This window comes from Pseudoclavibacter chungangensis (assembly GCF_013410545.1).
GTDB classification, from domain to species: domain Bacteria; phylum Actinomycetota; class Actinomycetes; order Actinomycetales; family Microbacteriaceae; genus Pseudoclavibacter; species Pseudoclavibacter chungangensis.
In genome coordinates this window covers 666,934-689,660 of the sequence record NZ_JACCFV010000001.1, presented here as the reverse complement: position 1 = coordinate 689,660, position 22,727 = coordinate 666,934, and the positions used below count along the sequence as shown (strand labels likewise).

Genomic DNA, 22,727 nt, shown 5'->3' with positions numbered 1-22,727 from the left:
TCGGCCCGAACGCTTCGCGGCCGGCCCCCCACCGGGGCGGCATCACGGCCGTGCTCCGCCCCGGGGCCGACCGCCCGCCGCACCGCGTCCCCCCTGGACACGACGCGGGTCAGCTCAGCGACTGATCCCGGGGATGATCCCCGCTCGCGACACCCCGAAATCCCACACGATTCCCAGGTGGCGCCAATTCGATGCACACATGCGCTCACATCGAATCGCGACGGCCCTCACGACGGCCGCGCTCGCCGCCCTCCTCCTCGGTGGCTGTGCCGCCGCCTCGAGTTCCGACCCGGGTGTCGCCTACCCCGAGTCCGCCCAGGACGCCGGTGGGCAGTACGCCGAGGCCGATCCCGGTTCGGCGTCCACGACCGTCGATGACCGCAGCGTCGTCACGACGGGAAGCATGAGCATCTCGTCGAGCGACGTGGGCGCGGCCACCGAGTCGGCCGCGACGATCGCCGCGGAGCTCGGCGGCCGCATCGACTCCCGCTCCGAGGACTCGACCCGGGGTGGGTGGTCGACGCTCACGATCCGCGTGCCCGCCGACGAGTACGAGAACCTCATCGAGAAGCTGCGGCCCCTCGGAACGGTCCAGAGCGTCGAGACGGATGTCGTCGACGTGACGCTCGAGCAGGCCGACCTCGACGCTCGCATCGAATCCCTCCGCTCGTCCGTCACGAGCCTGCGGGCCATGCTGGAGAAGACGACGAACGTGACGGATCTCCTCGCCGTCGAGACGCAGCTCTCCGAGCGGGAGGCCGAGCTGCAGTCGCTCGAAGCGCAGAAGTCGGCACTCGACGACCAGGTCTCGATGTCGACGCTCTGGGTCCACATCTCGAACGACGAGATCGCGAATCCGGGCCCGAGCGATCAGCCCGGGTTCTTCGGCGGACTGCAGGCGGGGTGGAACACGTTCGTCCTCGTCCTCCAAGGGCTCCTCACCGCGCTCGGGTTCGCACTCCCGGGCCTCGTCTTCCTCGCGATCCTCGCCGGCATCCTGTTCGTGCTCATCCGTGCGCTCGTGCGCCGGTCCCGTCGCCGGGCGGCGACGGTCGCCCACCCCGCGCCCGCCGGCGTCGCCTGGAACACCGCTCCCACCGATCACGGCGACGCGAACATCGCGACCACCGCTCGCGTCGCGCCCGACGGACACGACACCCCCGCGACGCCCGGCGCGGCCGGCGACAGCCGGGGCGCCGCCCCCGCGACACCCCATACCGACGATGAGAAGTCGCCATCGCCATCGCCGTCGGCGGGCCCGGAGGACGGCACCGGCGGCGGACCGACGGCGCCGCCCCGGGACGAGCACGGTCCGGGAGTCCGGTGACCCGCAGCGCGGCGCCGCTCGCCCATCAGGAGCCGCTCGATAGGCTGGGCACTCCGCAACACCCCGGCGGCCGGGATCCCCGGCGGATGGAATCGCCGAACCGTGTCAGGAGGACGACATGACCGCAGACGACAGGAACGCCCCGAGCTGGCCTCCGTCGGACGGATCCGACGGCGGTCCGGGTGGCTCCGACGGCTCCGCCACGGGATACGGTGATGCGCCCTCCTACGGTGACGCACCCGCCTACGACGACGCACCGTCATACGGAGACGCACCGTCCTACGGAGACGCACCCGCGTACGGTGACGCACCCGGCTACGACGACGCACCTTCCTACGGCGAGGCTCCCTCGTACGGCGATGCACCGTCCTACGGCGACGCGGGAGGTGCCGGCTACGGAGACGACGCCTCGGACGGAGCCGGCTACACGCACACCTCGCTCATCGACGCCCAGGACGCGAACGCGCCGACCGAGTACCCCGCGGAGGGCGGCGGTCTCACGGACGACGATCCGGTCGCCGCGGAGGCAGCGGCCGAGCTCGTCGCCCAGCAGGAGCGACTGGCCGAACGCGAGTCACGACTGACGCAACTGTTCACCGCGACGATCATCGGGACCGGTGACGAGCGGATCGGCAAGGTCGGGCAGGTGTACCTCGACGACCAGACGCAGGAACCGAACTGGGTGACGGCCAAGACGGGACTGTTCGGCACCAAGGAGTTCTTCATCCCCCTCGACGAGGCGCACCTGGACGGCAACCGCATCGTCGTGCCGTACACGAAGACCGAGGTGACCTCGGCACCCGTGACGGAGATCGATCAGAACCTCTCCCCCGCCGAGGAGGACGCGCTCTACGAGCACTACCGTGTGCCCAAGCGACTCGGCGGCGTGGGCGACGACGTGCAGGGTGCACCGTTCACGGACGGCGCACTCGACGACGATCCCATCCCGCTCGCGAAGGAGACCCTGGACGCCCCGGCGTCCGATGACGTCCCCACGTACGGGGACGCTCCCGCCTACGGTGACGCCGGGGCGGCCGACACCGGTCACGATGTGCCGCCGTGGGAGGACGACAGCGCACTCGGCTCCGACGTTCCGTGGTCGCAGGACCAGGGCTCGGGCGAAGCGAACCCGTTCCGCCGTCCCGACGACACGTACTGACCGGGGAATCGCCCGACCGGCGGCACCGGTTCCCGACCTCCCACGACAGGAGTCCCCATGACGACGATCGACATCACGCCCGAGACCTTCGACGAGACGGTCCGGTCCGAGGGGATCACCCTCATCGACTTCTGGGCCTCGTGGTGCGGACCGTGCCTCCAATTCGCGCCCGTGTACGCGGAGGCGTCGGAGCGCCACCCCGAGGTGACGTTCGCGAAGCTCGACACGCAGGCGCACAACGCGTTCTCGGGCGCCCTCGAGATCCGCTCGATTCCGACGGTCTGGGCATTCCGGGACGGCATCCTGCTGTTCCAGCAGCCCGGCGTTCTGCCAGGCGCCGCGCTCGATCAGCTCATCGACGCGATCGAGAAACTCGACATGGCGGAAATCCGGCGCGAGATCGCCGACCGCGAGGCGAACGCCGTGGACGACTCCTCAGGGGAGCCCGCCGCCCAGTAGGACCATTCACTCGTCGACGCGCATGAGGTTGAACGCGGCGCCGCACGGGTCGACGAGCGTCGCGACCCGTCCGTGCGGCGTGTCGACGGGCTCGAGCACGGCGCGGCCGCCGAGGTCGATCGCACGAGCCACGTCGGCCTCGACATCGGCGGAACCGAAGTAGACGGCCCACGAGGAACCGGTGCCCGCCGGGACGAGGCCCTCGAGGTCGACGACACCGAACACCGTCTCGCCCTCCGCATCCCGCATCGTCGAGTAGCGGAACCCCGGTTCGTCCGCGACGGCGTCCGTCTCGAGGCCGAACACCCGTTCGTGGAAGCGGATCGAGGTCGTGGCATCCGTCGAGTGCAACTCGAACCATGCGGGGTACCCCGGGAGCCCGACCTCGCCGAGGCCACGGAACGTGCCGGGGCGGAGCAGCGCGAACACCGCCCCGGTCGGGTCGGCGAGCACGGATCCCGCGGCGTGGTCACCGATCGCGGTGGGCGCCGCGTACGGCGTTCCCCCGAGATCCGTCGCGGTGCGATACGTCCGGACGAGATCGTCCGCCCGCAGGTAGACCGTCCAGGCATCGAGCGGATCGCCCGGCTCGGCGGCGACGAGACCCGCGAGCACGAGACCGTCACGCGTCGCGATGCGGTACCCGTCGATGGGCCCCGACTCGAAGCGCCAACCGAACAGTTCGGCGTAGAAGGCCTCCGAGCGCTGCGGATCGGTGCTCGTGAGATCGAGCCACGTCACCTCGCCGGTGCGAAGACTCCCGGGATCGGTCATGCACCGCTCCTCCTCGTCGTGACGCCGGGGCCGCCGTCGGCACCCAGTCTGCCGCACGCGTCGGGTCGCGGCGACCTCAGTCCGGCGCGGGCCGCACGATGCGGATGTGCCCCGAGGCGGGATGCGCGGCACGAGCCGCCTCACGTCGTGCGGCGACCGCCACCTGCTCGCGCACGGCGTCGGCGGTGATCGATGCCCCCGTCGGTCCGTACAGAAGCGAGTAGTGGCTCTCGTCGGGGGCGTCGACGACGGTGACGGAGCGCAGGAACCGGAGGAGGGACGAGGCCGTGTCGTGCGGATAGAGGGGCACTCCGCCGGTCAGGCCGTGCCCGGCTCGGACGAAGACGGTCGGGACCGTCAGGCCGATGAGCGCCTCACGGTAGCCGTCACCCCCCTCGAACTCCACGAGGCTCTGCACGACCGCATCGACGTCGACCGCCACGCGATACGGTCCGTCGCCCTGCAGCTCGTCGCGGAGGGCACGCTCGACGGCGCCGCACCAGAGCGGACCGATGACGGGATGCGCGCGCCAGGCGTCGAGATAGTCGTCGACGGTCTCGAAGCTGCGGGTGAGTCGGTCGAACGCCGGGCCGAGCACGCGGCGCGGATCCGGCTCGGCGTCGATCCCCGAGGTCACGACCGGGAGGCCACCGTCGACGAGGACGAGTGCGTGCAGCCGGTCGCGGTGTCGCTGGGCGAACCGCACGCCGACGAACGCGCCGAGTGAGTGGCCGAGGAACACGACGCGGTCGATGTCGGTCGCATCGAGGACCCTCGCGAGGTCGTCCGCGTGCCGGACGAGCGTCGCCGGCCCCGGGAGCTCGCTCGACCGGCCGCGTCCGCGAAGATCGGGGGCGATCACGCGCGTGCCGGGCAGGCGATCCGCGACGAGTTGCCACGCCGCACCCGTCGCCGTCACGCCGTGTGCGGCGAGCACCGCGGGCGCGGGGGCGTCGACTCCGTCGTCCCACTCGGCGACCCCGAGGGCGCCGCCGTCGACCGGGACGGCACACCGCATCGCCGACCGCGGCCGTGCGGTGGCCCCGCGGTCGTCCTCGTTCCCGGTGCCGTCGCCCGGCCGCCCGTCGGTCGTCATGCCCGCAGCGGGTCCCCGGTGCCGACGATTCCGTGACCGTCCTCGAGCGGCTCGCGCACCGGTCCCGGTGGCGTGCCGGTGCCGAACGGTGAGCCACCGAGCTCCTCGCGGCCGTGGGGCGTGAGCCAGTTGTGGAGCTCGGGACCGAGGGGGACGATTCCGAGCGGGTTCAGGTCGCGGTGCACCTCGTAGTAGTGGCGCTTGATGTCGACGAAATCGGTCGTGTCACCGAAGCCCGGCGTCTGGAACAGGTCCCGCGCGTAGGCCCACAGCACGGGCATCTCGGCGAGCTTCTGGCGATTGCACTTGAAGTGGCCGTGGTAGACGGGGTCGAAGCGCGCGAGCGTCGTGAACAGCCGCACGTCGGCTTCCGTGATCGTGTCTCCCATGAGATAGCGCCGCGTGGAGAGCCGCTCCCCGACCTTGTCGAGTGCCGTGAACAGCCTGGCGTAGGCCTGGTCGTACGCGTCCTGACTGCCCGCGAAGCCGCACCGGTAGACACCGTTGTTGATCTCCGTGTAGACGAAGTGCATGAGCGTGTCCATCTCGTCACGGAGCGCCTCGGGGTAGAGGTCGGGCGCGCCGTCGCGGTGGAATGCGGTCCACTCGGTCGAGAAGTCGAGGGTCATGGTCGGGAAGTCGTTCGTCACGACCGCTCGAGTGGGGACGTCGACGATCGCCGGGACCGTGATGCCCCGGGGGTAGTCCGAGAATCGCGCGAAGTACGCCTGCTGCAGCCGTTCGTAGCCGAGGACGGGGTCGATACCCCCGGGGCTCTTGTCGAAGGTCCACGACCGCTCGTCGTGCACGGGTCCGCACACGGCCATCGAGATCGCGTCCTCGAGGCCGAGGAGGCGCCGGACGATCGTCGCGCGGTTCGCCCACGGGCACGCGCGGGCGACCACGAGACGGTACCTGCCGGCCTCGACGGGCCAGCTCAGGGTTCCGTCACCGACCGGCCGCGCGTCGCGCGTGATGCGGTCGGTGATGTAGTTCGTGTCGCGGTCGTACGGTTGCCCGACGGTCGAGTAGGTCCCCTGCGCCGATGCGGAGGCCTGCGTGTCGTCGCGTTGTTCCGGCATGCTCCGAGCATACGGAAGGCTGCTGGGTGTCGGTGCCAGCCGGTTCAGGCCAGACGTAGGCGCGCGAGCAGGACCCGTGCCGGGAGTCGTCGCAGGACGGCCGGGGCGAGCCGATACGCGGGGACGACGAGCGCCCACACGAGTTCCGCGGCGAAGCGGTCGCGCCGACGGTGCCGCACGCCGTAGGCGGCACGGGCCTCAGCGGGGAGCAGGTCGATCGAGACGGCCCGGAGCACGGGCAGGAGCGGACGAAGCGGCCACGGCACCCCCGTTCCGTCGAACAGCCCGAGGCCGATCGCACGCGCCTCGTCCGTCACGCGCAGCGACGCGAGGCCCGCGCGCCAGACCCGACGGAACGTCGCCTCGTCGCTCGGCCACATCGCGGCTGGCATCCCGAGTGCCGTCGCCGCGCCGCCGAAGCCCGCGAGCACCGCGGCGGCCCTGTCGGCGGGAAGCTCCCCGAACGCTCGCGTGTGCGCGGCCCGACCGGCGACGTAGAGCGTGGCCGCCACCCATCGCTGCAGTTCGGGATCGTCCGCACGGTACGCCCCTCCCGCGGCGGGCTCGTCGCCGTGGACGGGCCGGTGGGCGGCCGCGACGCGACGCCGGACCCTCGCGCGATCGTCGTCGTCACCGAACGCCTCCGCCGTGAGGAACTCGAGCGTGCCGAACAGCCTCGCGAGGGGATCGCTCCGCACGCGACTGTGGCGCGCGACCGCCGTGCCGATGGCGGGGTGCGCGAGTTGCAGGAGGAGTGCTGCTCCCCCGCCGAGGAGAACGACGGATTCGGCCGCGAAACACTCGAACGCTCCGCGGCGGGCAGCACGTGCGATCGGATCGGGCACGACACCTCCGGGATGGACCTGCGTGAACGATACGCGAGCGTTCCGTCCGGATTCGCGGATTCCCTTGGCACGGTCGAGCTTTTAGGTTAGCCTTACCTGCATCATCCGGTTCGGGATCCCGAGCTTCGGGAGCGAACGTCGGCCGACGGGCGCGCATCACGACCGGACGATCGAGTCCCCGGACGTGTCGGTCGCGTCCGGACGGACCAGGCGTCGGTGCGCGGTCACGTCCGATGCCGGTCGGTTGAACGGCGGGGCGCAGGGCATTCTCGACACCCTGCGCCCCGCCGTGTCCGTCCCTCATCCGTCGAATGCGCCGCCCGCTCAGTCGATCGGGAGTTCGAGGGGGCCGGAGCCTGCCACGGCGGGAATTGCCACGACGCGCACGCCGCCCTCGCGCACGCGCAGCGTCGGCTCGACCGGATCGGGCGCACGCTCGAACGCATCGGCCCACGCACCCCATTCGGGCCCCGTCGCCGCGAGCCGCTGCAGGTTCGCGAGCGTCGGTAGCATCACGTTCACCCCTGCACCGCCGGCTCGCTCGACGAGATCCCGCGGTGATTCCCACCCGAGCGACGCGATCTCGAGGCCGTCGGCGCGCACGATCGGCTCGCCGTCGACGGCGGCGACGTAGAACCGGGTGTCGAAGCGCTTCGGGTACCCCGCGGGCGTCACCCACCGCGACACGGGACGGATCGACCCGACATCGAGCCGCAGCCCACCCTCGAGGCACACCCGCCGCAGATCGTCTCCCACCGGGCCTCGCCGCGGATCCGCGTGGCCGAACACGAGCCCCGTCTCCTCGTAGAGTTCGCGCACGACCGCGACGCGGCGGGCGCGCTCGTCGACGTCGAGTCCGTGGGCGCCGTCGAGCACGCCGAGCCATTCCGGGCTCGCGTCGTCCGGGTCCACGACCCCGCCGGGGAACGCGAGCGCACCGGCGAAGGCACCGACGTCGCCCCGACGCACCATGAGCACGCGGAGTGGCGACGCGCGGACGAGCATGAGCGTCACGGCGCTGCGGATCGGGGCGGCATCGGACATGCCCGCATCCTCCCATCGCGCCGAGCGGTCGTCACGGGCGCACCGTCCGGGCCACCCGGATTCACGCGGCCGAGACCGCGCGACGGGAGCTCGCCACACGTCCCCGTCCGGTCGCCGCGGCCCCCTCCCCCGGCCCGTCCGTGAGTTTCGCGCGGGCGGCGCGGCGCTTGAGCGCGACCGCGATCCACGTGATCGCGAGACTCGCGAACAGCCACGTGAGGAGCACCGGCAGCACCCGGTCGAGGCCGATCGTGCCCCCCGCGATGAGCGAGCGGAACGACTCGACGGTCGCCGTCAGCGGCAGGATGCCGTGCAGCACCTGGAACGGCTCGGGCGCGGTCTGGACGGGGTAGGTCCCGCCCGCGGAAGCGAGCTGGAGCACCACCATCATGAGCGCGAGGAACCGGCCGGGCGCACCGAGCAGCGAGATGAATGCCTGGTTGATCGCGATGAAGGTGATCCCCGTGAGCAGCGCGACACCGACGAGGAGCAACGGGTTCGCGGCCGGCACACCGAGGACGACGTGCACGGTGAGCACCATGAGCATCGCCTGGACCACCGCCATCATGGCGCCGGGCAGCCAGCTCCGCAGCGCGACGGCGAAGCCGCCCCGGCGGCTCGCGAGCAGCCGTTCGTTGATCGCGGGCATCATGAGATAGAACGCCATAGCACCGACCCAGAGCCCGAGGGCCATGAAGTAGGGCGCGAGTCCCGCGCCGTAGCCGGGTACCTTGTTCTGCCTGACCGTGTCGATGCCCACGGGCGCGGCGGCGGCGGTCGCGAGGGTCTGCGCCTGCGAGTCCGTGTAGTTGGGCACCTGGGACGCGCCGTTCGCGAGCCCGTTCTGCAGCTCGGAACTGCCGTCCGCGAGCTGCCCCGTCCCGTCGGCGAGCTGCGAGGCACCGTCCTGTGCCTGCGATGCGCCGTCCGCGAGCTGGCCCGTGCCGTCGGCGAGCTGCGAGGCCCCCGATTCGAGGTCCTCGGCACCGGATTGCAGCCCCGTCGTCCCCTGCGCGAGGGCCTGGACACCGCTCTGGAGCGACGTCGACCCGTCGGAGACCTGGGCGGTCCCGTCGGCGACCGCGGCCGCGCCCTGGGCGGCACCGGAGACGGCGGTCGAGAGCTGCTCCATGGCCACGACGACGACCTTCGTCCCGAGGTAGGCGGCCTCCGTCCCGATCGCGACCTGTTCGGTCTCGGCCTGGACGGTCGCACTCTGCTGCTGCAGCGTCGCGGCGTCGTCGGCCGCACCGTGCGCCTGTGTTCGGAGCGCCGCGAGCTCGGGATCGGTGTCGGCGGGGGTCTCCCCACCGCTGCCCGTTCCCCCGGTCCCGAGTGCCTCGGCGTCGGACTCGAGCGTCGTGGCGTCGCTGCTGACCCCGTCCGCCTGCGTCTGGAGCTCGGCGAGTCGGGCCTGGAGCTCCTCGGGCGTGAGGCCGTCGGCGTCGGCCGCGAGCGCGGCGATACCGTCCGAGACGCCGGATGCGCCGGACGCGACCCCGCTCGCACCCTGCGTCACCGCGGTGGTGTCGACCGGCGTCGAGGTCCCGCCCGTGGCGGGTTGGTAGGCGTCGAGCGCCGCGGCGACGGCGGCCGTCTCCTCGGCGACCGTGGTGGCGGTCGTCGAGGCCGTCTGCGCGTCGGTCGCCGTGGTGCGGGCCCCGGTCGCGACGACGCCGGCGCCGTCGGACGCCAGCTGGGTCGCCGCTGGAAGACGGCTCGTGACCCCGTTCAATTCGGTGAGCCCGTCGCTCAGTTGCTGGGCGCCGGCGTTCGTGCGCTGTGCGCCGTCCGCGAGCTGCCCGGCTCCGTCGGCGGCCGTGGTGGCGCCCTGACCGAGTTGCTGCGCGCCGTCCGCCAGCTCGCCGCTGCCCGCCGCGAGCTGCTGCGCGCCGGACGATGCCTGCGACGCACCGGTGCGCAGGTCACCGAGACCGACCACGAGTTCGTCCGCACCGTCGTTGGCGGTGGCCGCGCCGTCGGCGAGCTGCGACGCGCCGTCCTCGGCATCGGTGAGGTTCGTGTGGATCTTGCTGAACCCGGCGTAGATCTGGCCGAGATACTGCTCGGAGACCTGTGTCGCGAGGGCATCCGCGACGGCCGTCCCGACGGTCGATGCGATGTTGCCGACGATGAGGTTCGCGCCGTCGTTCGTCTCGATCTGCAGGCGCCCCTGCCGTGCCGCCGCGGGGTCGTCCCCGCCGAGCGAGGCCGCGGCCGCCGAGAACCCCTCGGGGATCGTGAGCACCGCGAGCACGTCACCCGACTCGAGTCGCGACTGCGCGGTCTGCGCGTCGAGTTCCTGCCAGGCGAAATTCGTCTCGGACGTCGTCGAGAGCAGTTCGTCGGTGAGCGAATCGCCGAGGTGGATGGGGTCACCGACGGCGGGCACGGCGGGCTGGTCGAGGTTCACGATGGCCGCGGGGATCGTGTCGAGCCGGTGCGTCGGATCCTCGTTGGACCAGATGAGCGCACCCGCGTAGATGAGGGGGATGATCGAGAGCCCGAAGAGGACGATGAGCACGCGGGGCGAGATGTGCAGCTTGCTCGCGATCGCCTGGAGTCGTTCGGTCATGCGCGCACCCCCGTGGCGTCGAGCGCGTCCTCGGCACGCGCGGTCGCGATCTCCTCGGGCGTCGCGCCCGAGGCGGTGAGGAGGAGTTCGCTCACCTCTTCGACGATGTCGTCGATCGCCTCGGCGCTCGCACCGTCGCGCTGCAACCAGCGCGCGACGTGCCAGAAGACGCCCGCCGCGAGGAACTCGGAGCGCGCGACGGCGAGGTCGTCGCCGACGCCGCGTCGCAGCACGGGTCCGAGCGGCGACACGTCACGGAGCCGGACGGCGAGGAACTCGATGACGTCGCGGCTGAGATCGCCCCCGTTGTCGGCATCGAGCGCGCGGAGGTAGAAGCGACGCCGTTCGTGCAGCTCGGCGAGGATCGTGCGGATCGTTCCGCGCACGAATCGTCGCCAGCTCTCCCCGAGGGCGGCCTGGGGCACGCACACGAAGACGGCTTCGAGCCGGGCGACCCCTGCCGCGCGGACGAGCGCGGCCGGGTCGGCGAAGTGCTGGTAGAAGGTCGGCCGACTGACGCCCGCGCGCTTCGTGAGCTCGGCGATCGTCAGTCGGTCGATCCCCTCGTCGGAGTCGAGCGCCTCCGTCATCGCCGCCACGAGCGCGTCGCGCGACCGGGCGAGCCTCGGATCTTCGCGTCCCATTTCCGTTCCCTTCGTCGACCGAGAGGGAACTTTACGCTCGTCAATTACATTCGTCAAACAGTTGATTCGGACCCGGTCGGGTCAGGCATCTGTTTGTCGTTCGTTCAACAGATCGGCGACGTCGTCAAGTCGTTTCCTCGCTCGCGCCGGTCGCGCCCGCCGCCGGCGAGACGAGGATCTTCACCTGGGCACCGTGGTCGTCGAGGAGCGCGCGCAGCCCACCGTCCACGAGGTCGTCGAGCCCGATCCTGGCGGTCACGAGATGCCCGACGTCGAGGCGACCCGCGCGGAGGAGTTCGATGACCGACGCATGGTCGCCCGCGTAGCAGATCGTGCCGACGAGACGCACCTCCTTGAGCACGAGGGGAAGGAGATCGACGGTCGCGGGGCGCCCCCGGATCGCGACGTTCACGACCGTGCCGCCCGCCCGGACGGCGTCGAGGCAGCCCTGCAGCGTCGCGTCCACGCCCGCGCAGTCGAACGCGACCGCGACGCCGTCACCGCCCGTCAGCGCCGCGATGCCCCCGGCGACGTCGTCGACCCGCGGATCGAGCACGGCGGCCGCGCCGCCCGCCTCGGCGTGCGCGCGCCTCGTCGCGGTCGGTTCGACCACCACGACGGGCCCGGCACCGAGTGCCCGGAGCACGGCGAGCACGAGCAGTCCGATCGGCCCTGCGCCGAAGACGACCACCGTGTCCCCCGCCTCGAAGCCCGACTGCCGGATCGCGTGGTACGCGACCGCGAGCGGCTCGACGAGCGCACCGGCCTCGGCACCGAGCTCACCGAACGGGAAGACGAGGTCCGCGTCGACGACGACGTACTCGGCGAGACCGCCGCCGCCACCCGCGAGGCCGATCGTCGCTGCCGATGCGCAGCAATTGCGCAGGCCGCGACGGCACGCGTCGCACGTGCCGCACACGAGCCGCGGTTCGACCGCAACGCGTTCACCGTTCGCGACCCCGTGCACCCCGTCACCGATCGCAGTCACGATGCCCGTGAACTCGTGCCCGAGGACGACGGGCGACGTCTCCCCCGTGAGCGGGTGCGGATCGTCGGGCGTCGGGCAGAAGATCGGGCCGTCCGTGAACTCGTGCAGATCCGTTCCGCAGATGCCGCACCACTCGACACGGATCTCGACGGCACCGCCACGGAGTGGCGGCCGCGCGATCCGTTCGATGCGGATGTCGCCCGGACCGTGGAACCGCGCCGCCCGCATCCGCCCGTCGTCGCCGACCGCCGCGCTCATCGGGACGCTCCCGCCGACTCGGGCGTCGGGGCGTCGTCGCGCAGCAGACCGGCCTCGCGCAGCTCCGCCCACAGCTCCGCGGGCACGACCGTCCCGAGGAGCGCCGCCGTCTCGCGCTGCTGCGCGACCGTGCGCGAGCCGATGCAGATGCTCGCGACGGCGGGGTGAGCGGCGGCGAACGCGAGCGCGGCGGCCGGGAGCGGCACGTCGTGCCTCGCGCACACCTCGGCGATCCGCGCGACCCGCGCACGCACCTCGGGCGGCGCGGGGGCGTAGTTGAACTTCGATCGGTCCGTGGGACCCGTCGCGAGGATGCCGCTGTTGTAGACCCCGCCGAGCACCACGCCGACGCCACGCTCCTCGCACAGCGGCAGGAGGTCGTCGAGCGGCTCCTGTTCGAGCAGCGTGTAGCGCCCGGCGAGGAGGACGCAATCGGTGTCGGTCTCGCGGACGACCTGCGCGCACACATCGGCCTCGTTGACACCGAAGCCGATCGCGCCGACGACGCCCTGGTCGCGCAGTTCGGCGAGCGCCCCGAAACCCTCGTCGACGGCCGTCCGGAACGCTGAGGGCTGCGTCTCGCCGTGCGTGTACCGATCGACGTCGTGCATGTAGACGATGTCGATCCGGTCGATCCCGAGCCGCTCGAGACTCTGGTCGACCGAACGCAGGACGCCGTCGCGCGTGTAGTCGAAGGTCGCTTGGAACGGTGCGGGCTCCGCCCAGAGCCCCGACTCGAAACTGCCGGGCGCCGCGGGCATGAGCACGCGGCCGGCCTTCGACGAGACGACGTACTCCTCGCGCGGCCGTCCGGCGAGCGCCTCGCCGAGCCGGAGCTCGCTGAGGCCGTGGCCGTACAGGGGCGCGGTGTCGAACGTGCGGGTCCCGAGTGCCCAGGCGTCGTCGACGAGCGACCGGGCCTCCTCATGATCCATCGGTCGCAGGAAGTTGCCGATCGGCGAGCCCCCGAACGAGAGCAGCGTCGTCCCGATCGAGGTGCGTCCGAGCGTCCTCGTCTCGTGCGCGTGCATGCGGTTCTCCTTTCGTCGAGCGGACCGCGCCGTCGCGGTCCGCGTTCGTTCAGGCGACGACACTGCCCCGGCGGCGGTCGACGGTCGCGGCGATCGCGAGGATCACGATGACGCCGTAGGCGATGGGCTGGTACGCCGAATCGACGCCCACGAGATCGAGCCCGACCCTGAGCAGCGCGATGACGAGCGCCCCGAGCACCATCCGGCCGATGCCGCCCACACCGCCCGCGATCGAGCAGCCGCCCACGATGACGGCGGCGATGCTCGGCAGCAGGAGCGAGTCCGAGGTCGTCGCACCCGCGGACTGGAGCTGTGCGAGCTGCACGACCGCCGCGAGCCCCGAGAGGAGCCCCGAGAGCGCGAAGACGAACACCATGACGGGGTCGACGCGGATCCCGCTGAACGCGGCGGCGCGCTGGTTGAGGCCGATCGCGATGACCGCCCGTCCGATCGGCAGCCACCGGTAGACGGCCATGAGCACGGCCGCGACGAGCAGCACGAGCAGGAACGAGATCGGGATCCCGAAAAGTCGGAAGCCGATCCACTCGACCGCGCCGTAGCCGTCGGTCACGAGCACGGAGTCCGCACCCGAGAGGAACAGCGAGAGCCCCGCGAACACGCCCATGAACCCGAGCGTCACGATGAAGGAGGGGATCTGCGCGACCATGTGCACGATGCCGATGAGTGCACCGAGGACGACGGCGCCGAGCAGGACCGCGGGAACCGCGGCCCCGCCCCACGCGCCGAGGAGCTTCGCGAGCGTGATGCCCGCGAGGCTCGCGAGGGTCGCGTTCGCGAGGGTGATGCGTCCCGTGAGCACGACGACGCCCTGGGCGAGCGCGAGCAGCACGAGCGGTGCCGATTGCTCGAGGAGCGACATGAGGCTGCGGACCCGCAGGAACGACGGGTCGTAGATCGCGACGATCGCGACGAGGAGCACGAGGAGCACGACCGGCGCGAACCCGGATTCGTGGAGGCGCCGGACGCGTCCCCCGAACGTGCGGTTCTCCTGACGGGCAGCGATCGCGAGCGCGGCGGTTTCGGTGGTCGTGGTCACGTCACACCCTCCTCTCGAGCAGGGCCGCCCGGTCCGGGCGGTCGTCGGGGGTCGAGGCGGACTCGCCCGTGATGCGGCAGTCCTTCATGGTCAGAACCCGATGGCCCATGGCGATACCCTCCTCGAGCGTGTCGGCGATGAGCAGGACGGCGAGCCCCTTCGCCGCGAGTTCGCGCACGAGCGCGTACACGTCGGCCTTCGCGCCGACGTCGAGGCCGCGTGTCGGTGTGTCGAGCACGAGCAGGCGCAGATCGGGATCCTGCAGCCACTTGGCGAGCACGACCTTCTGCTGGTTGCCGCCCGAGAGGTTCCGGATCGGGGTTGTCGGCGAGGGCGTCTTGATGCGCAACCGCTCGGTCCATCCGGCGACCGCCTCGCGCTCCTTCCGGGCCGAGAGCACGGGCCCGACGCTCACCTCCTCGGGGTGCGCGAGCACGAGGTTCTCGGCGACGCTCATCCCGAGGACGGCACCGTCGACCTTGCGTTCGCTCGGGACGTAGCCGATGCCGGCCCGCACGGCGTCGGCCGGGCTGCGGAACGCGACCGCCTCCCCGTCGATCGTGATGCTGCCCGCGCGCAGCGGGATCGCCCCGAACAGTGCCCGGCCGATGTCCTCGCGCCCGCTCTCCTGCACCCCCATGATCGTGAGGACCTCACCGCGAGCGATCGAGAACGACACGTCCTCGAACGCGCCCGCGCTCGCCCCGCGCACCTCGACGCGCGTGTCCGGGTCGGCCGGCCGCTGCAGCTCGTCGTGGTAGTACCCCTCGGACGCGTCGCGCCCCACCATGAGCGCGAAGAGTTCGTCGTGCCCGACCTCGCGCGGCACGCACTCGTGCACGACCTGACCGTCGCGCATGACGTAGACGCGGTCACACAGCTCGAGCACCTCCTCGAGCCGGTGCGACACGAACGCGACGCTCGCGCGCTCGGTGAGCTCTCGCACGATGCGGAAGAGCGTTCGGATCTCGTCGTGTTCGAGCACGGAGGTCGGCTCGTCGAGCAGGATGACGGGCTGGTCGTTGCCGTGCTCGCCCGTCGCGAGCGCCTTCGCGACCTCGACCATCTGTCGTTTCGCGAACGAGAGCCTGCTCGTCTGTTCTCCCGCGCGCAGATCGCCGCCGACGACGTCGAGGTAGTGCTGCGCGCGACGTCGGATCTGCCCCCACCGGTAGACGCCGAAGCGGACGGCGGGCCCCTCGGTGCCGAGCAGCACGTTCTCGCCGACGAGCATGTTCTCGAGGAGCGACTGCTCCTGGAAGACCATGGCGATGCCCTGTGCGTTGGCGGCCGTCACGCCCCGGAGCGCGACACGCTCACCGCGGACGAGGAGTTCGCCCGTGTCGGGCTGTTCGAGCCCCGTCAGCATCTTGAGGAGCGTCGACTTCCCGGCACCGTTCTCGCCGATGAGTCCGAGCACCTGGTGCGGGCGGATCTCGATGGACACGTCCGTGAGTGCTGCGACCCCGGGGAACGACTTGGAGACGCCCCGCAGTTCGAGGACGGGCTGTCCGCTCATTTCACGACTCGCAATCTCGCGCGCAGTCGCCACAGCGACAGGGCCGCGGCCACGATGACCACGCCGCCCTGGACGGCCTGCTGGATGTAGGAACTGACGCCGCCGAGCACCATGGCGTTGGAGATGACGACGATCACGACGACGCCGACGACGGAGTGCACGACCCCGCCCTTGCCGCCCGTCAGGAGGGTGCCGCCGATCACGATGCCCGCGATCGTCGTGAACAGGAGGCTGTCGCCCATTCCGACGTCGCCGACGCCCGTCCGGAGTGTCGCGAGGACGGCGGCGAGGCCGGCCGTCCCGCCCGCGACCGCGAACGAGGCGGCGCGGTAGCGACGCACGGGGACGCCCGAGAGCCGGGCGATCTCCTCACTGCCGCCGATGACGAACGCGTACCGACCGAAGCGGGTGGGCGTCTCGAGGAGCCACCCGAGCACGACGACCGCGAGCGCGATCCACACGGCGCCGGCGACCCCCAGCACGGTCCCGTTGACGAGCTGGCGGACGCCGTCGTCGAGGATGCGCGGGGGCTTCGCGCCGAAGAGGAGCAGGCCGATGCCGAGCCCGATCTGCCACGTCCCGATCGTCACGATGAACGACGGGACCTTGAGCACGGCGACCGACAGGCCCGCGAGGAGCCCGAGCGCCGCGCCGACGGCGCAGCCGAGCGGTATGGACCACAGCCCGAGGTCGAGGCCCGTGCGGTCGTTCGCGAGCGTGAGCGCGGTCACGAGCGAGACGGCCGCCATGACGCCGGGCAGGCTCAGGTCGATCCCACCCATGAGGATCACGAACGTCATCCCGACCGCGACGACGATGGGCACGGCGCTCTGCTCGGCGATGCCCCGGAGGTTGCCCGGGCTCAGGAAGACGGGATTCACGACGAGCATGACGATCGCGATGACGAGCAGGACGAGGAGCGCGGGCACGGGGACCCGCTCGGAGCTCACGAGCGCGCGCAGTCGCTCGGCCCGGCCGGAGCGCGTGTCCGTCTCGGGGACGGCCGTCGCGGCCGCACTGATGGTCTTGTCGAGGCGGGTCATGTGATCGGCCCCCCGACCTCCGACCAGATGTCCGTCAGGTCGAACCCGCTGATATCGGCCGGGTCGGGCAGCGAGGATGCCGTGTCCGGGGTGACCGCGGGCAGGGGCTTCAGATAGAAGGAGCGGTGCTCGGCGGGCTCGGAGCTCGGGTCGATCTGGCCCGTGGCGGCCGCGAGGCCGATCGCGAGGCCGAAGGCGGCCTGGGCGGCGGCCGTGGACTGCGACGTCGCGACGTAGCCGCTCGCGGGATCCTGCACGAGGTCGATCGCCTCGCTCAGTCCGTCGATGCCGGAGACCGCGATCGTCCCCTGCTGGCCGGCGTTCTTGATCGCTTCGAGCGCACCGAGCGCCATCGAGTCGTTCGCGGCCCACACCCCGCCGATCTGGCCCGGGTACTTCGTGAGGAAGGTCTGGGTGATGTCCTGCGCGGAGGTTCGCGACCACTCGGCGGTCTGGTCCTCGAGGAGCGTGATGCCCGGGTACTCCTCGAGTGCCTGCTGCAGGCCCTCGAAGCGTTCCTTCGCCGGCGGGTTGTCGAGGATGCCCTGCAGCGCGACGATCGACCCGCTCCCGCCCATGCGTTCGAAGAGCGCCTTCGCGGTCTCGTATCCCTGGGGCACGCCGTCCACCGACATGTGCGCGACCCAGTTCGGCGAGTCGCTCGTCTCCGGCGCGACCCCGTCGGGACGGTTCCACTGCGTGACGAGCCAGGCGCCCGCGTTCTCTGCCTCCTTGACGATCGACGGCACGAGCGAGGACTCGTTCGCGTCGACGTTGAGCACGACGCACTCGCCCCCCTTCGCGAGGATCGACTTGATCTGGCGGAGCTGCTTCGACGAGTCGCCGTCGCTCGCGATCCAGTGATAGTTGTCCTCGAGCCCCTGCGACGCCGCGAACGCGCGTGCCGCCGCGTCGACGGCGACGTAGTACTCGTTGTCGAGTCCGCGGCCCGACTGCACGAGCTGCACGTCCTCCGGGGCACACTGCCCGGCCTCGCCGCTCCCGCCGCCACTCGAGACGGCGTCGGCGCACGCGGTCGCGCCGAGCAGGACGGTGACGAGACCGGCCGCGACGGCGGCCACCCTGAACGAATTCCTCATTGAATCTTCCCTACGGTGCAGGTGATGCTTGGTTTCCTCGTTGAAACGTCGTCCCGTGGGACTCGCATCGTGTAAGCGCTTACTCACAAAGTCAAGCTTCGCCGATCCGAGCTTCCCTCGACGAGATCGTTCTCGACCGGGGGCGGCGAATCGGGCTAGTAAGCGCTTTCATGGACCATACGACCCCCGCACGGAACGCGCAAGCACGACTTCGGAGCGGGCCTCGGTCAGTCGCGCGCCGGACCGGTCGAGCCACGGTGCACGACGGTCGCCAGGAGCAGTGGCACCGCGGGCGGCTGCTCGCCCGCGAGCAGCGCGCGCAACACACGCCACGAGCGGTCGCCGAGCTCGGCCCGGGGACTCACGGCGGTCGTGAGCGTCGGCACCGTGTGCTGGGCGAAATCGATGTCGTCGAATCCCGTCACCGACACGTCCTCGGGCACGCGGACCCCGAGCTCACGGAGCCTCGTGAGCAGCCCGACGGCGATGAGGTCGTTGCAGCAGATGATCGCGGTGGGCTTCGTCTCGAGCGCGGCCTCCGCGTGGGCGACACCGCTCTCGATCGTCGCCGCGACATCGATGCGCGTCGCCTCGAGCCCCATGACCCGGGCCTGTTCGATCGCGCGCCACCGCTCCCGGTTCTGCCACGCGTTCGCGGAACCCGCGAGGTACACGACCCGTCGGTGCCCGAGCACGGACAGGTGGTGACACAGGCCGAGCATGGCCGAGAAGTTGTCGACCGCGACGGCGGGCAGGCCGGACTCGGGATCCACGCGGTTCACGAGCGTCACGGGCGTGGTCGCTCGGGCGAGCGTCGCGAGACCGTCGGCGTCGATGCGCGACGAGAGCAACAGGAGTCCGTCGACCTGTGACAGTCGTTCCCGGGCGATGCTGAGTTCGACGGCCGGGTCGTCCCCCGAATCGGAGATGACGAGCCGATACCCCTCGGCCGAGGCGCCGACGCTCGTCGCCTTGATGACGTCGTAGAAGTACGGGTTGCCGAGGTCGGGGACGACGACCCCTATGCTGCGATAGTGCCCCGAGGCGAGATCCCTCGCCGCTGCGAACGGCCGGTAGCCGAGGCGGCCGGCGACCTCGCGAACCCGCTCGGCGAGCACCGGGCTCACCTTCGCGTCGCCGTTCACGACGCGCGAGACGGTCGCGATCGACACCTCGGCCTCGTCGGCGACGTGCTGGATCGTGACCCGCCGGGTGGATTCTCGCGCCATTGGGGATCCTTCCGTGATTCCACAGGGAGCCTAGTCGATCAGTAAACGGTTTCCTCAGAGCCGAGGCGTCGAGACTCCCGTCGCACCGAGCGCGGTGATACGCTGCAACCGCCGCGCGCCAAATTGAGTAAGCGCTTACCCAAGGAGTTCCTATGGCAGCAACCCACACGGACATCAACCGGGTCAAGTCGTACGGTGTCGTCATCGACGGCGCGACCGAGCATCTCGACTCGGAGCCGTTCGAACGGCGAAACCCCGGGACGGGCGAGCTCGTCGCCCGCTTCGCGCGCGCCGACGAGCACGTGACCCAGCGCGGGATCGACGCCGCTCGCCGCGCGTTCGACGAGGGCGAGTGGCCGACGATCTCGGGCCAGGCCCGGTCCCGCGTGCTCTCGACGCTCGCGACGCTCATGCGACGCGACCACGAGAAGCTCGCGCGCATCGAGGCGGAGGAGACGGGCAAGCCGATCTCGACGGCCCGGGGCGACGTCGAGGGCAGCATCGGCCTCGTCGAGTACGCGGCCGCGTGCGCGCTCACGACACACGGCGACGTGCACACGAATCTCGGACCCGGATTCACGGGGCTCGTGACGCGCGAACCGTGCGGCGTCGTGGCGATGGTGACCCCGTGGAACTTCCCGCTCCTGCTCCTCATGCAGAAGCTCCCGTTCGCGCTCGCCGCCGGCTGCACGGCGGTCTGCAAGCCGTCAGAGCTCACGGCGGGCACGACCCTCGAGGTCGCATCGCTCCTCGAGGAGGCCCGCCTCCCGAGCGGCGTCTTCAACGTCGTGACCGGGCCGGGGCGCGTTGTCGGCGAGCTGCTCGCGCGCTCCCCCGAGGTGGACTTCCTGTCCTTCACCGGGAGCACGGCCGTCGGCGAGTCGATCGTCGCGGCCTCCTCGGGCACGCTCAAGCGACTCTCCCTCGAACTCGGCGGCAAGGCGGCGAGCATCGTCTTCCCCGACGCGGACCTCGAGAAGGCCGCCGACGGCGTGCTGTTCGCCGTCACGTTCAACTCCGGTGAGTGCTGCGTGTCGGGCGCCCGCCTGCTCGTGCACGAGGACATCGCGGACGAGTTCGTGGCCGTGCTCGGCCGGAAGGCCGCCGAGTTGCACGTCGGTGCGCCGCTCGACGAGGAGGCGACCGTCGGCGCGATGATCCACGAGCAGCACCTCGACGACGTGCTCGGCTTCGTCGCCGGAGCCCGCGAGGACGGCGCGACCGTCGTGTCGGGCGGTGAGCGCCTCACGGAGGGTGCCTTCGGCGACGGGTTCTACGTCGCGCCCACGATCGTCGACCACGTCGCCCCCGGCACGCGGCTGTTCTCGGAGGAGGTGTTCGGGCCGGTGCTCGCGGTGACGCGCTTCACCGACACCGACGAGGCGGTGCGCCTCGCGAACGCCGTCGACTACGGCCTCGCGAACTCGGTGTGGAGCGGCAGCATCGACACCGCCCTCGAGGTCTCCCGTCGCCTGCGCAGCGGCACGGTGTGGGTGAACACGACGATCGACGGTGCGCCGCAACTGCCCGGCGGGGGCGTCAAGCGCAGCGGCTACGGGCGCGAGATGGGCCAGGTCGGTTTCGAGGAGTTCACCGAGGTCAAGACGATCCAGATCCGCACCTCGCTCGCCTGAGGCATCGACGACACCGAGGCGAGGACGAACCGAGGCAGGACGACGAGGCGGGGCCCACCGTGCGCACGGTGGGCCCCGCCTCGTCGTCCCGCCCACGCGGACACGTGTCGAGTGCGGCGCGACGGCCGGAGCCGTCCGCCGGCCGATCACGACGTCGGGCGTCCGCGGCGGGCGGGCGGTGCCGGACGAGGTTCGTCCGGCACCGCCCGCCCGTTCGTGGCGTTCGTGGCGTTCGCGACGTTCGTGTCAGCGAGCGTCCTCGCGGATCATGTCGACCGCCTTCTCGGCGATCATCACGGTCGGCGCCTGCGTGTTCGAGCTCACGATGCGCGGCATGATCGAGGAGTCGATGACGCGCAGGCCCTCGAGGCCGTGCACCTGGAGACGCGGCGAGACGACCGAGTCGTCCGAGACGCCCATGGCGCACGTCCCGACGGGGTGGTAGGAGGTGCGGCCGAAGTTGCGCACGAACCGGACGAGCTCGTCCTTCGTGCGCACGGGACTGCCGTCGCCGATGTGCTCTTTCTTGATGTTGCGCGCCATGGAGGGCTGCGCCATGATCTCGCGGCTCTGCTCGACCCCGACGACGGCCATCTCGAGATCGCGCTCGTCGGCGAGGTAGTTCGGGTCGATGAGCGGCGCGACGGTCGGGTCGGCGGACGCGATGCGCACGGTCCCGCGGCTCCGCGGTCGCACGAAGCAGGAGTTGAGGGTCGCCCCGTAGCCGGGACGCACGGACCCGATGCCGGCCTCGACCCCGGCGGCGGGGAGGAAGTGGAACTGCAGATCCGGGGTGGCCTCGTTCGGGTCGCCGAAGCTGAAGCCGCCGGCCTCGACCACCGTCGAGGCGAGGGGACCCGAGCGGAACGCGAGGTACTCGAGGCCCGCGATCGCGGTCGCGGGACGTACCCTGTTCAGCCGGTCGAGGCTGGCGTAGTCCTTCAGCTCGTCGATGATGTCGAGATCGCAGTGGTCCTGCAGGTTCTTGCCCACACCCGGAAGTGCGTGCACCGTCTCGACCCCGGCCGCCGCGAGATCCGCGGGGTCGCCGATGCCGGAGAGCTGCAGGAGCTTGGGGGAGCCGAACGCGCCGCTCGCGACGAGGACCTCGCGTCGCGCGAGGCAGCGGTGCCGCGTGCCGTTCTCGATGACCTCGACGCCGGTGGCACGCCCGTCGGTGACGATGATGCGCGACACGGTGACGTGCGTGCGGACGACGAGGTTCGGTCGCTTGCGGGCTCCCCCACCGAGGTACGCGACGGCCGCGCTGCAGCGCCGACCGTTGTACGTCGTGGTCTGGTAGAAGCCGATGCCCTCCTGGCGGTCACCGTTGGAGTCGTTGCTGTAGGGCAGACCGAACTCCTGCCCGGCCTTCACGAAGTCCCGCGACAGCGGGTGCGGCGAGGCGAGATCGGAGACGCCGAGGGGCCCCTCCGTGCCGTGGCGCGGTCCGGCGAGTCGGTTGTTGCGCTCGGAGCGCACGAAGTACGGGCGCACATCGGCGGCCGACCAGCCCTCCGCGCCGTACTCGTTCGCCCAGCCGTCGTAGTCACCGTCGACCCCGCGCGTGAACACCTGGGCGTTGATGGATCCGCCGCCGCCGAGCACGCGCCCCTGCGCGAGCGGGATCCGCCGTCCGTTGCCGTGCTCCTGCGGAACGCTCGAGTAGCCCCACTGGAAGGGGCCGGCCGTGAGCTTCGCGAACCCGGCGGGCACGTGGATGAACGGGTGGCGATCCGAGCGTCCCGCCTCGAGGAGCAGGACGCGGACCGACGGGTCCTCGCTCAGCCGACCGGCGAGCACGCTTCCTGCCGTCCCTCCCCCGGCGATGATGTAGTCGAACGCTTGCTGGTTGGTCACGGG

19 protein-coding genes are annotated in these 22,727 nt (G+C 71.4%); 4 read left to right on the top strand and 15 right to left on the bottom strand.

The window, feature by feature from the left end:
• The first annotated feature begins 199 nt into the window (after positions 1-199).
• From HNR16_RS03025 to HNR16_RS03015, 3 genes are all read left to right on the top strand, one after another.
• Positions 200-1,327: a DUF4349 domain-containing protein gene (locus HNR16_RS03025; protein ID WP_179558072.1), complete on the top strand. Its 1,128-nt coding sequence runs from the start codon at positions 200-202 to the stop codon at positions 1,325-1,327.
• Between the two features lie 118 nt (positions 1,328-1,445).
• The gene (locus HNR16_RS03020) at positions 1,446-2,486 is read left to right on the top strand and encodes a PRC-barrel domain-containing protein (RefSeq protein ID WP_158040164.1); all 1,041 of its coding nucleotides are present in this window, start codon (positions 1,446-1,448) and stop codon (positions 2,484-2,486) included.
• Positions 2,487-2,543: 57 nt separating this feature from the next.
• Positions 2,544-2,945, top strand: coding sequence for a thioredoxin family protein (locus HNR16_RS03015; protein ID WP_158040165.1), 402 nt, complete (start codon positions 2,544-2,546; stop codon positions 2,943-2,945).
• Between the two features lie 6 nt (positions 2,946-2,951).
• On the opposite strand, the gene HNR16_RS03010 is transcribed toward HNR16_RS03015, so the two are convergent.
• The 14 genes from HNR16_RS03010 to HNR16_RS02945 all read right to left on the bottom strand — a co-directional run bounded on the left by HNR16_RS03010 (position 2,952) and on the right by HNR16_RS02945 (position 19,230).
• Positions 2,952-3,719, bottom strand: a complete 768-nt coding sequence (locus tag HNR16_RS03010; protein ID WP_158040166.1) for a VOC family protein — start codon at positions 3,717-3,719, stop codon at positions 2,952-2,954.
• Positions 3,720-3,795: 76 nt separating this feature from the next.
• Entirely contained in the window at positions 3,796-4,815 is a 1,020-nt protein-coding gene (locus HNR16_RS03005) for an alpha/beta fold hydrolase (RefSeq protein WP_158040167.1), read from the bottom strand.
• On the bottom strand, positions 4,812-5,897 hold the full coding sequence (locus HNR16_RS03000) for a glutathione S-transferase family protein (protein WP_158040168.1): 1,086 nt from the start codon (positions 5,895-5,897) through the stop codon (positions 4,812-4,814). Before HNR16_RS03000 ends, HNR16_RS03005 begins: the two co-directional genes overlap by 4 nt.
• Before the next feature lie 44 nt (positions 5,898-5,941).
• A complete protein-coding gene (locus HNR16_RS02995) occupies positions 5,942-6,742 on the bottom strand; it encodes an oxygenase MpaB family protein (RefSeq protein WP_179558071.1) in 801 nt (266 codons plus the stop codon).
• Positions 6,743-7,066: 324 nt separating this feature from the next.
• Positions 7,067-7,786: an NUDIX hydrolase gene (locus tag HNR16_RS02990; protein ID WP_158040170.1), complete on the bottom strand. Its 720-nt coding sequence runs from the start codon at positions 7,784-7,786 to the stop codon at positions 7,067-7,069.
• Between the two features lie 61 nt (positions 7,787-7,847).
• Positions 7,848-10,361: a YhgE/Pip domain-containing protein gene (locus HNR16_RS02985; protein WP_158040171.1), complete on the bottom strand. Its 2,514-nt coding sequence runs from the start codon at positions 10,359-10,361 to the stop codon at positions 7,848-7,850.
• Positions 10,358-11,005 carry a TetR/AcrR family transcriptional regulator gene (locus tag HNR16_RS02980; protein ID WP_158040172.1) on the bottom strand — a complete coding sequence of 216 codons (648 nt, stop codon included), beginning with the start codon at positions 11,003-11,005 and terminating at the stop codon, positions 10,358-10,360. The genes HNR16_RS02985 and HNR16_RS02980 overlap by 4 nt, the downstream gene beginning before the upstream one ends.
• A gap of 124 nt (positions 11,006-11,129) precedes the next feature.
• Entirely contained in the window at positions 11,130-12,251 is a 1,122-nt protein-coding gene (locus tag HNR16_RS02975; RefSeq protein WP_225737822.1) for a 2,3-butanediol dehydrogenase, read from the bottom strand.
• The gene (locus tag HNR16_RS02970; RefSeq protein ID WP_158040173.1) at positions 12,248-13,282 is read right to left on the bottom strand and encodes an aldo/keto reductase; all 1,035 of its coding nucleotides are present in this window, start codon (positions 13,280-13,282) and stop codon (positions 12,248-12,250) included. The genes HNR16_RS02975 and HNR16_RS02970 overlap by 4 nt, the downstream gene beginning before the upstream one ends.
• A 49-nt stretch (positions 13,283-13,331) precedes the next feature.
• Positions 13,332-14,339 carry an ABC transporter permease gene (locus tag HNR16_RS02965; RefSeq protein WP_158040174.1) on the bottom strand — a complete coding sequence of 336 codons (1,008 nt, stop codon included), beginning with the start codon at positions 14,337-14,339 and terminating at the stop codon, positions 13,332-13,334.
• A 1-nt stretch (position 14,340) separates the two neighbouring features.
• Positions 14,341-15,858 (bottom strand): sugar ABC transporter ATP-binding protein, encoded by a 1,518-nt coding sequence (locus tag HNR16_RS02960; RefSeq protein ID WP_158040175.1) that lies wholly within the window; start codon positions 15,856-15,858, stop codon positions 14,341-14,343.
• Entirely contained in the window at positions 15,855-16,901 is a 1,047-nt protein-coding gene (locus tag HNR16_RS02955; RefSeq protein WP_158040176.1) for an ABC transporter permease, read from the bottom strand. Before HNR16_RS02955 ends, HNR16_RS02960 begins: the two co-directional genes overlap by 4 nt.
• Positions 16,898-18,001 (bottom strand): sugar ABC transporter substrate-binding protein, encoded by a 1,104-nt coding sequence (locus tag HNR16_RS02950; RefSeq protein WP_158040177.1) that lies wholly within the window; start codon positions 17,999-18,001, stop codon positions 16,898-16,900. Before HNR16_RS02950 ends, HNR16_RS02955 begins: the two co-directional genes overlap by 4 nt.
• 227 nt (positions 18,002-18,228) lie before the next feature.
• Positions 18,229-19,230 (bottom strand): LacI family DNA-binding transcriptional regulator, encoded by a 1,002-nt coding sequence (locus tag HNR16_RS02945; RefSeq protein ID WP_158040178.1) that lies wholly within the window; start codon positions 19,228-19,230, stop codon positions 18,229-18,231.
• A 152-nt stretch (positions 19,231-19,382) separates the two neighbouring features.
• Between HNR16_RS02945 and HNR16_RS02940 the strand changes: the two genes are divergently transcribed.
• Positions 19,383-20,864 carry an aldehyde dehydrogenase family protein gene (locus HNR16_RS02940; RefSeq protein ID WP_158040179.1) on the top strand — a complete coding sequence of 494 codons (1,482 nt, stop codon included), beginning with the start codon at positions 19,383-19,385 and terminating at the stop codon, positions 20,862-20,864.
• 246 nt (positions 20,865-21,110) lie between these two features.
• Here HNR16_RS02940 and HNR16_RS02935 read toward each other — a convergent pair whose 3' ends face one another.
• Entirely contained in the window at positions 21,111-22,724 is a 1,614-nt protein-coding gene (locus HNR16_RS02935) for a GMC family oxidoreductase (protein ID WP_158040180.1), read from the bottom strand.
• Positions 22,725-22,727: the final 3 nt, after the last annotated feature.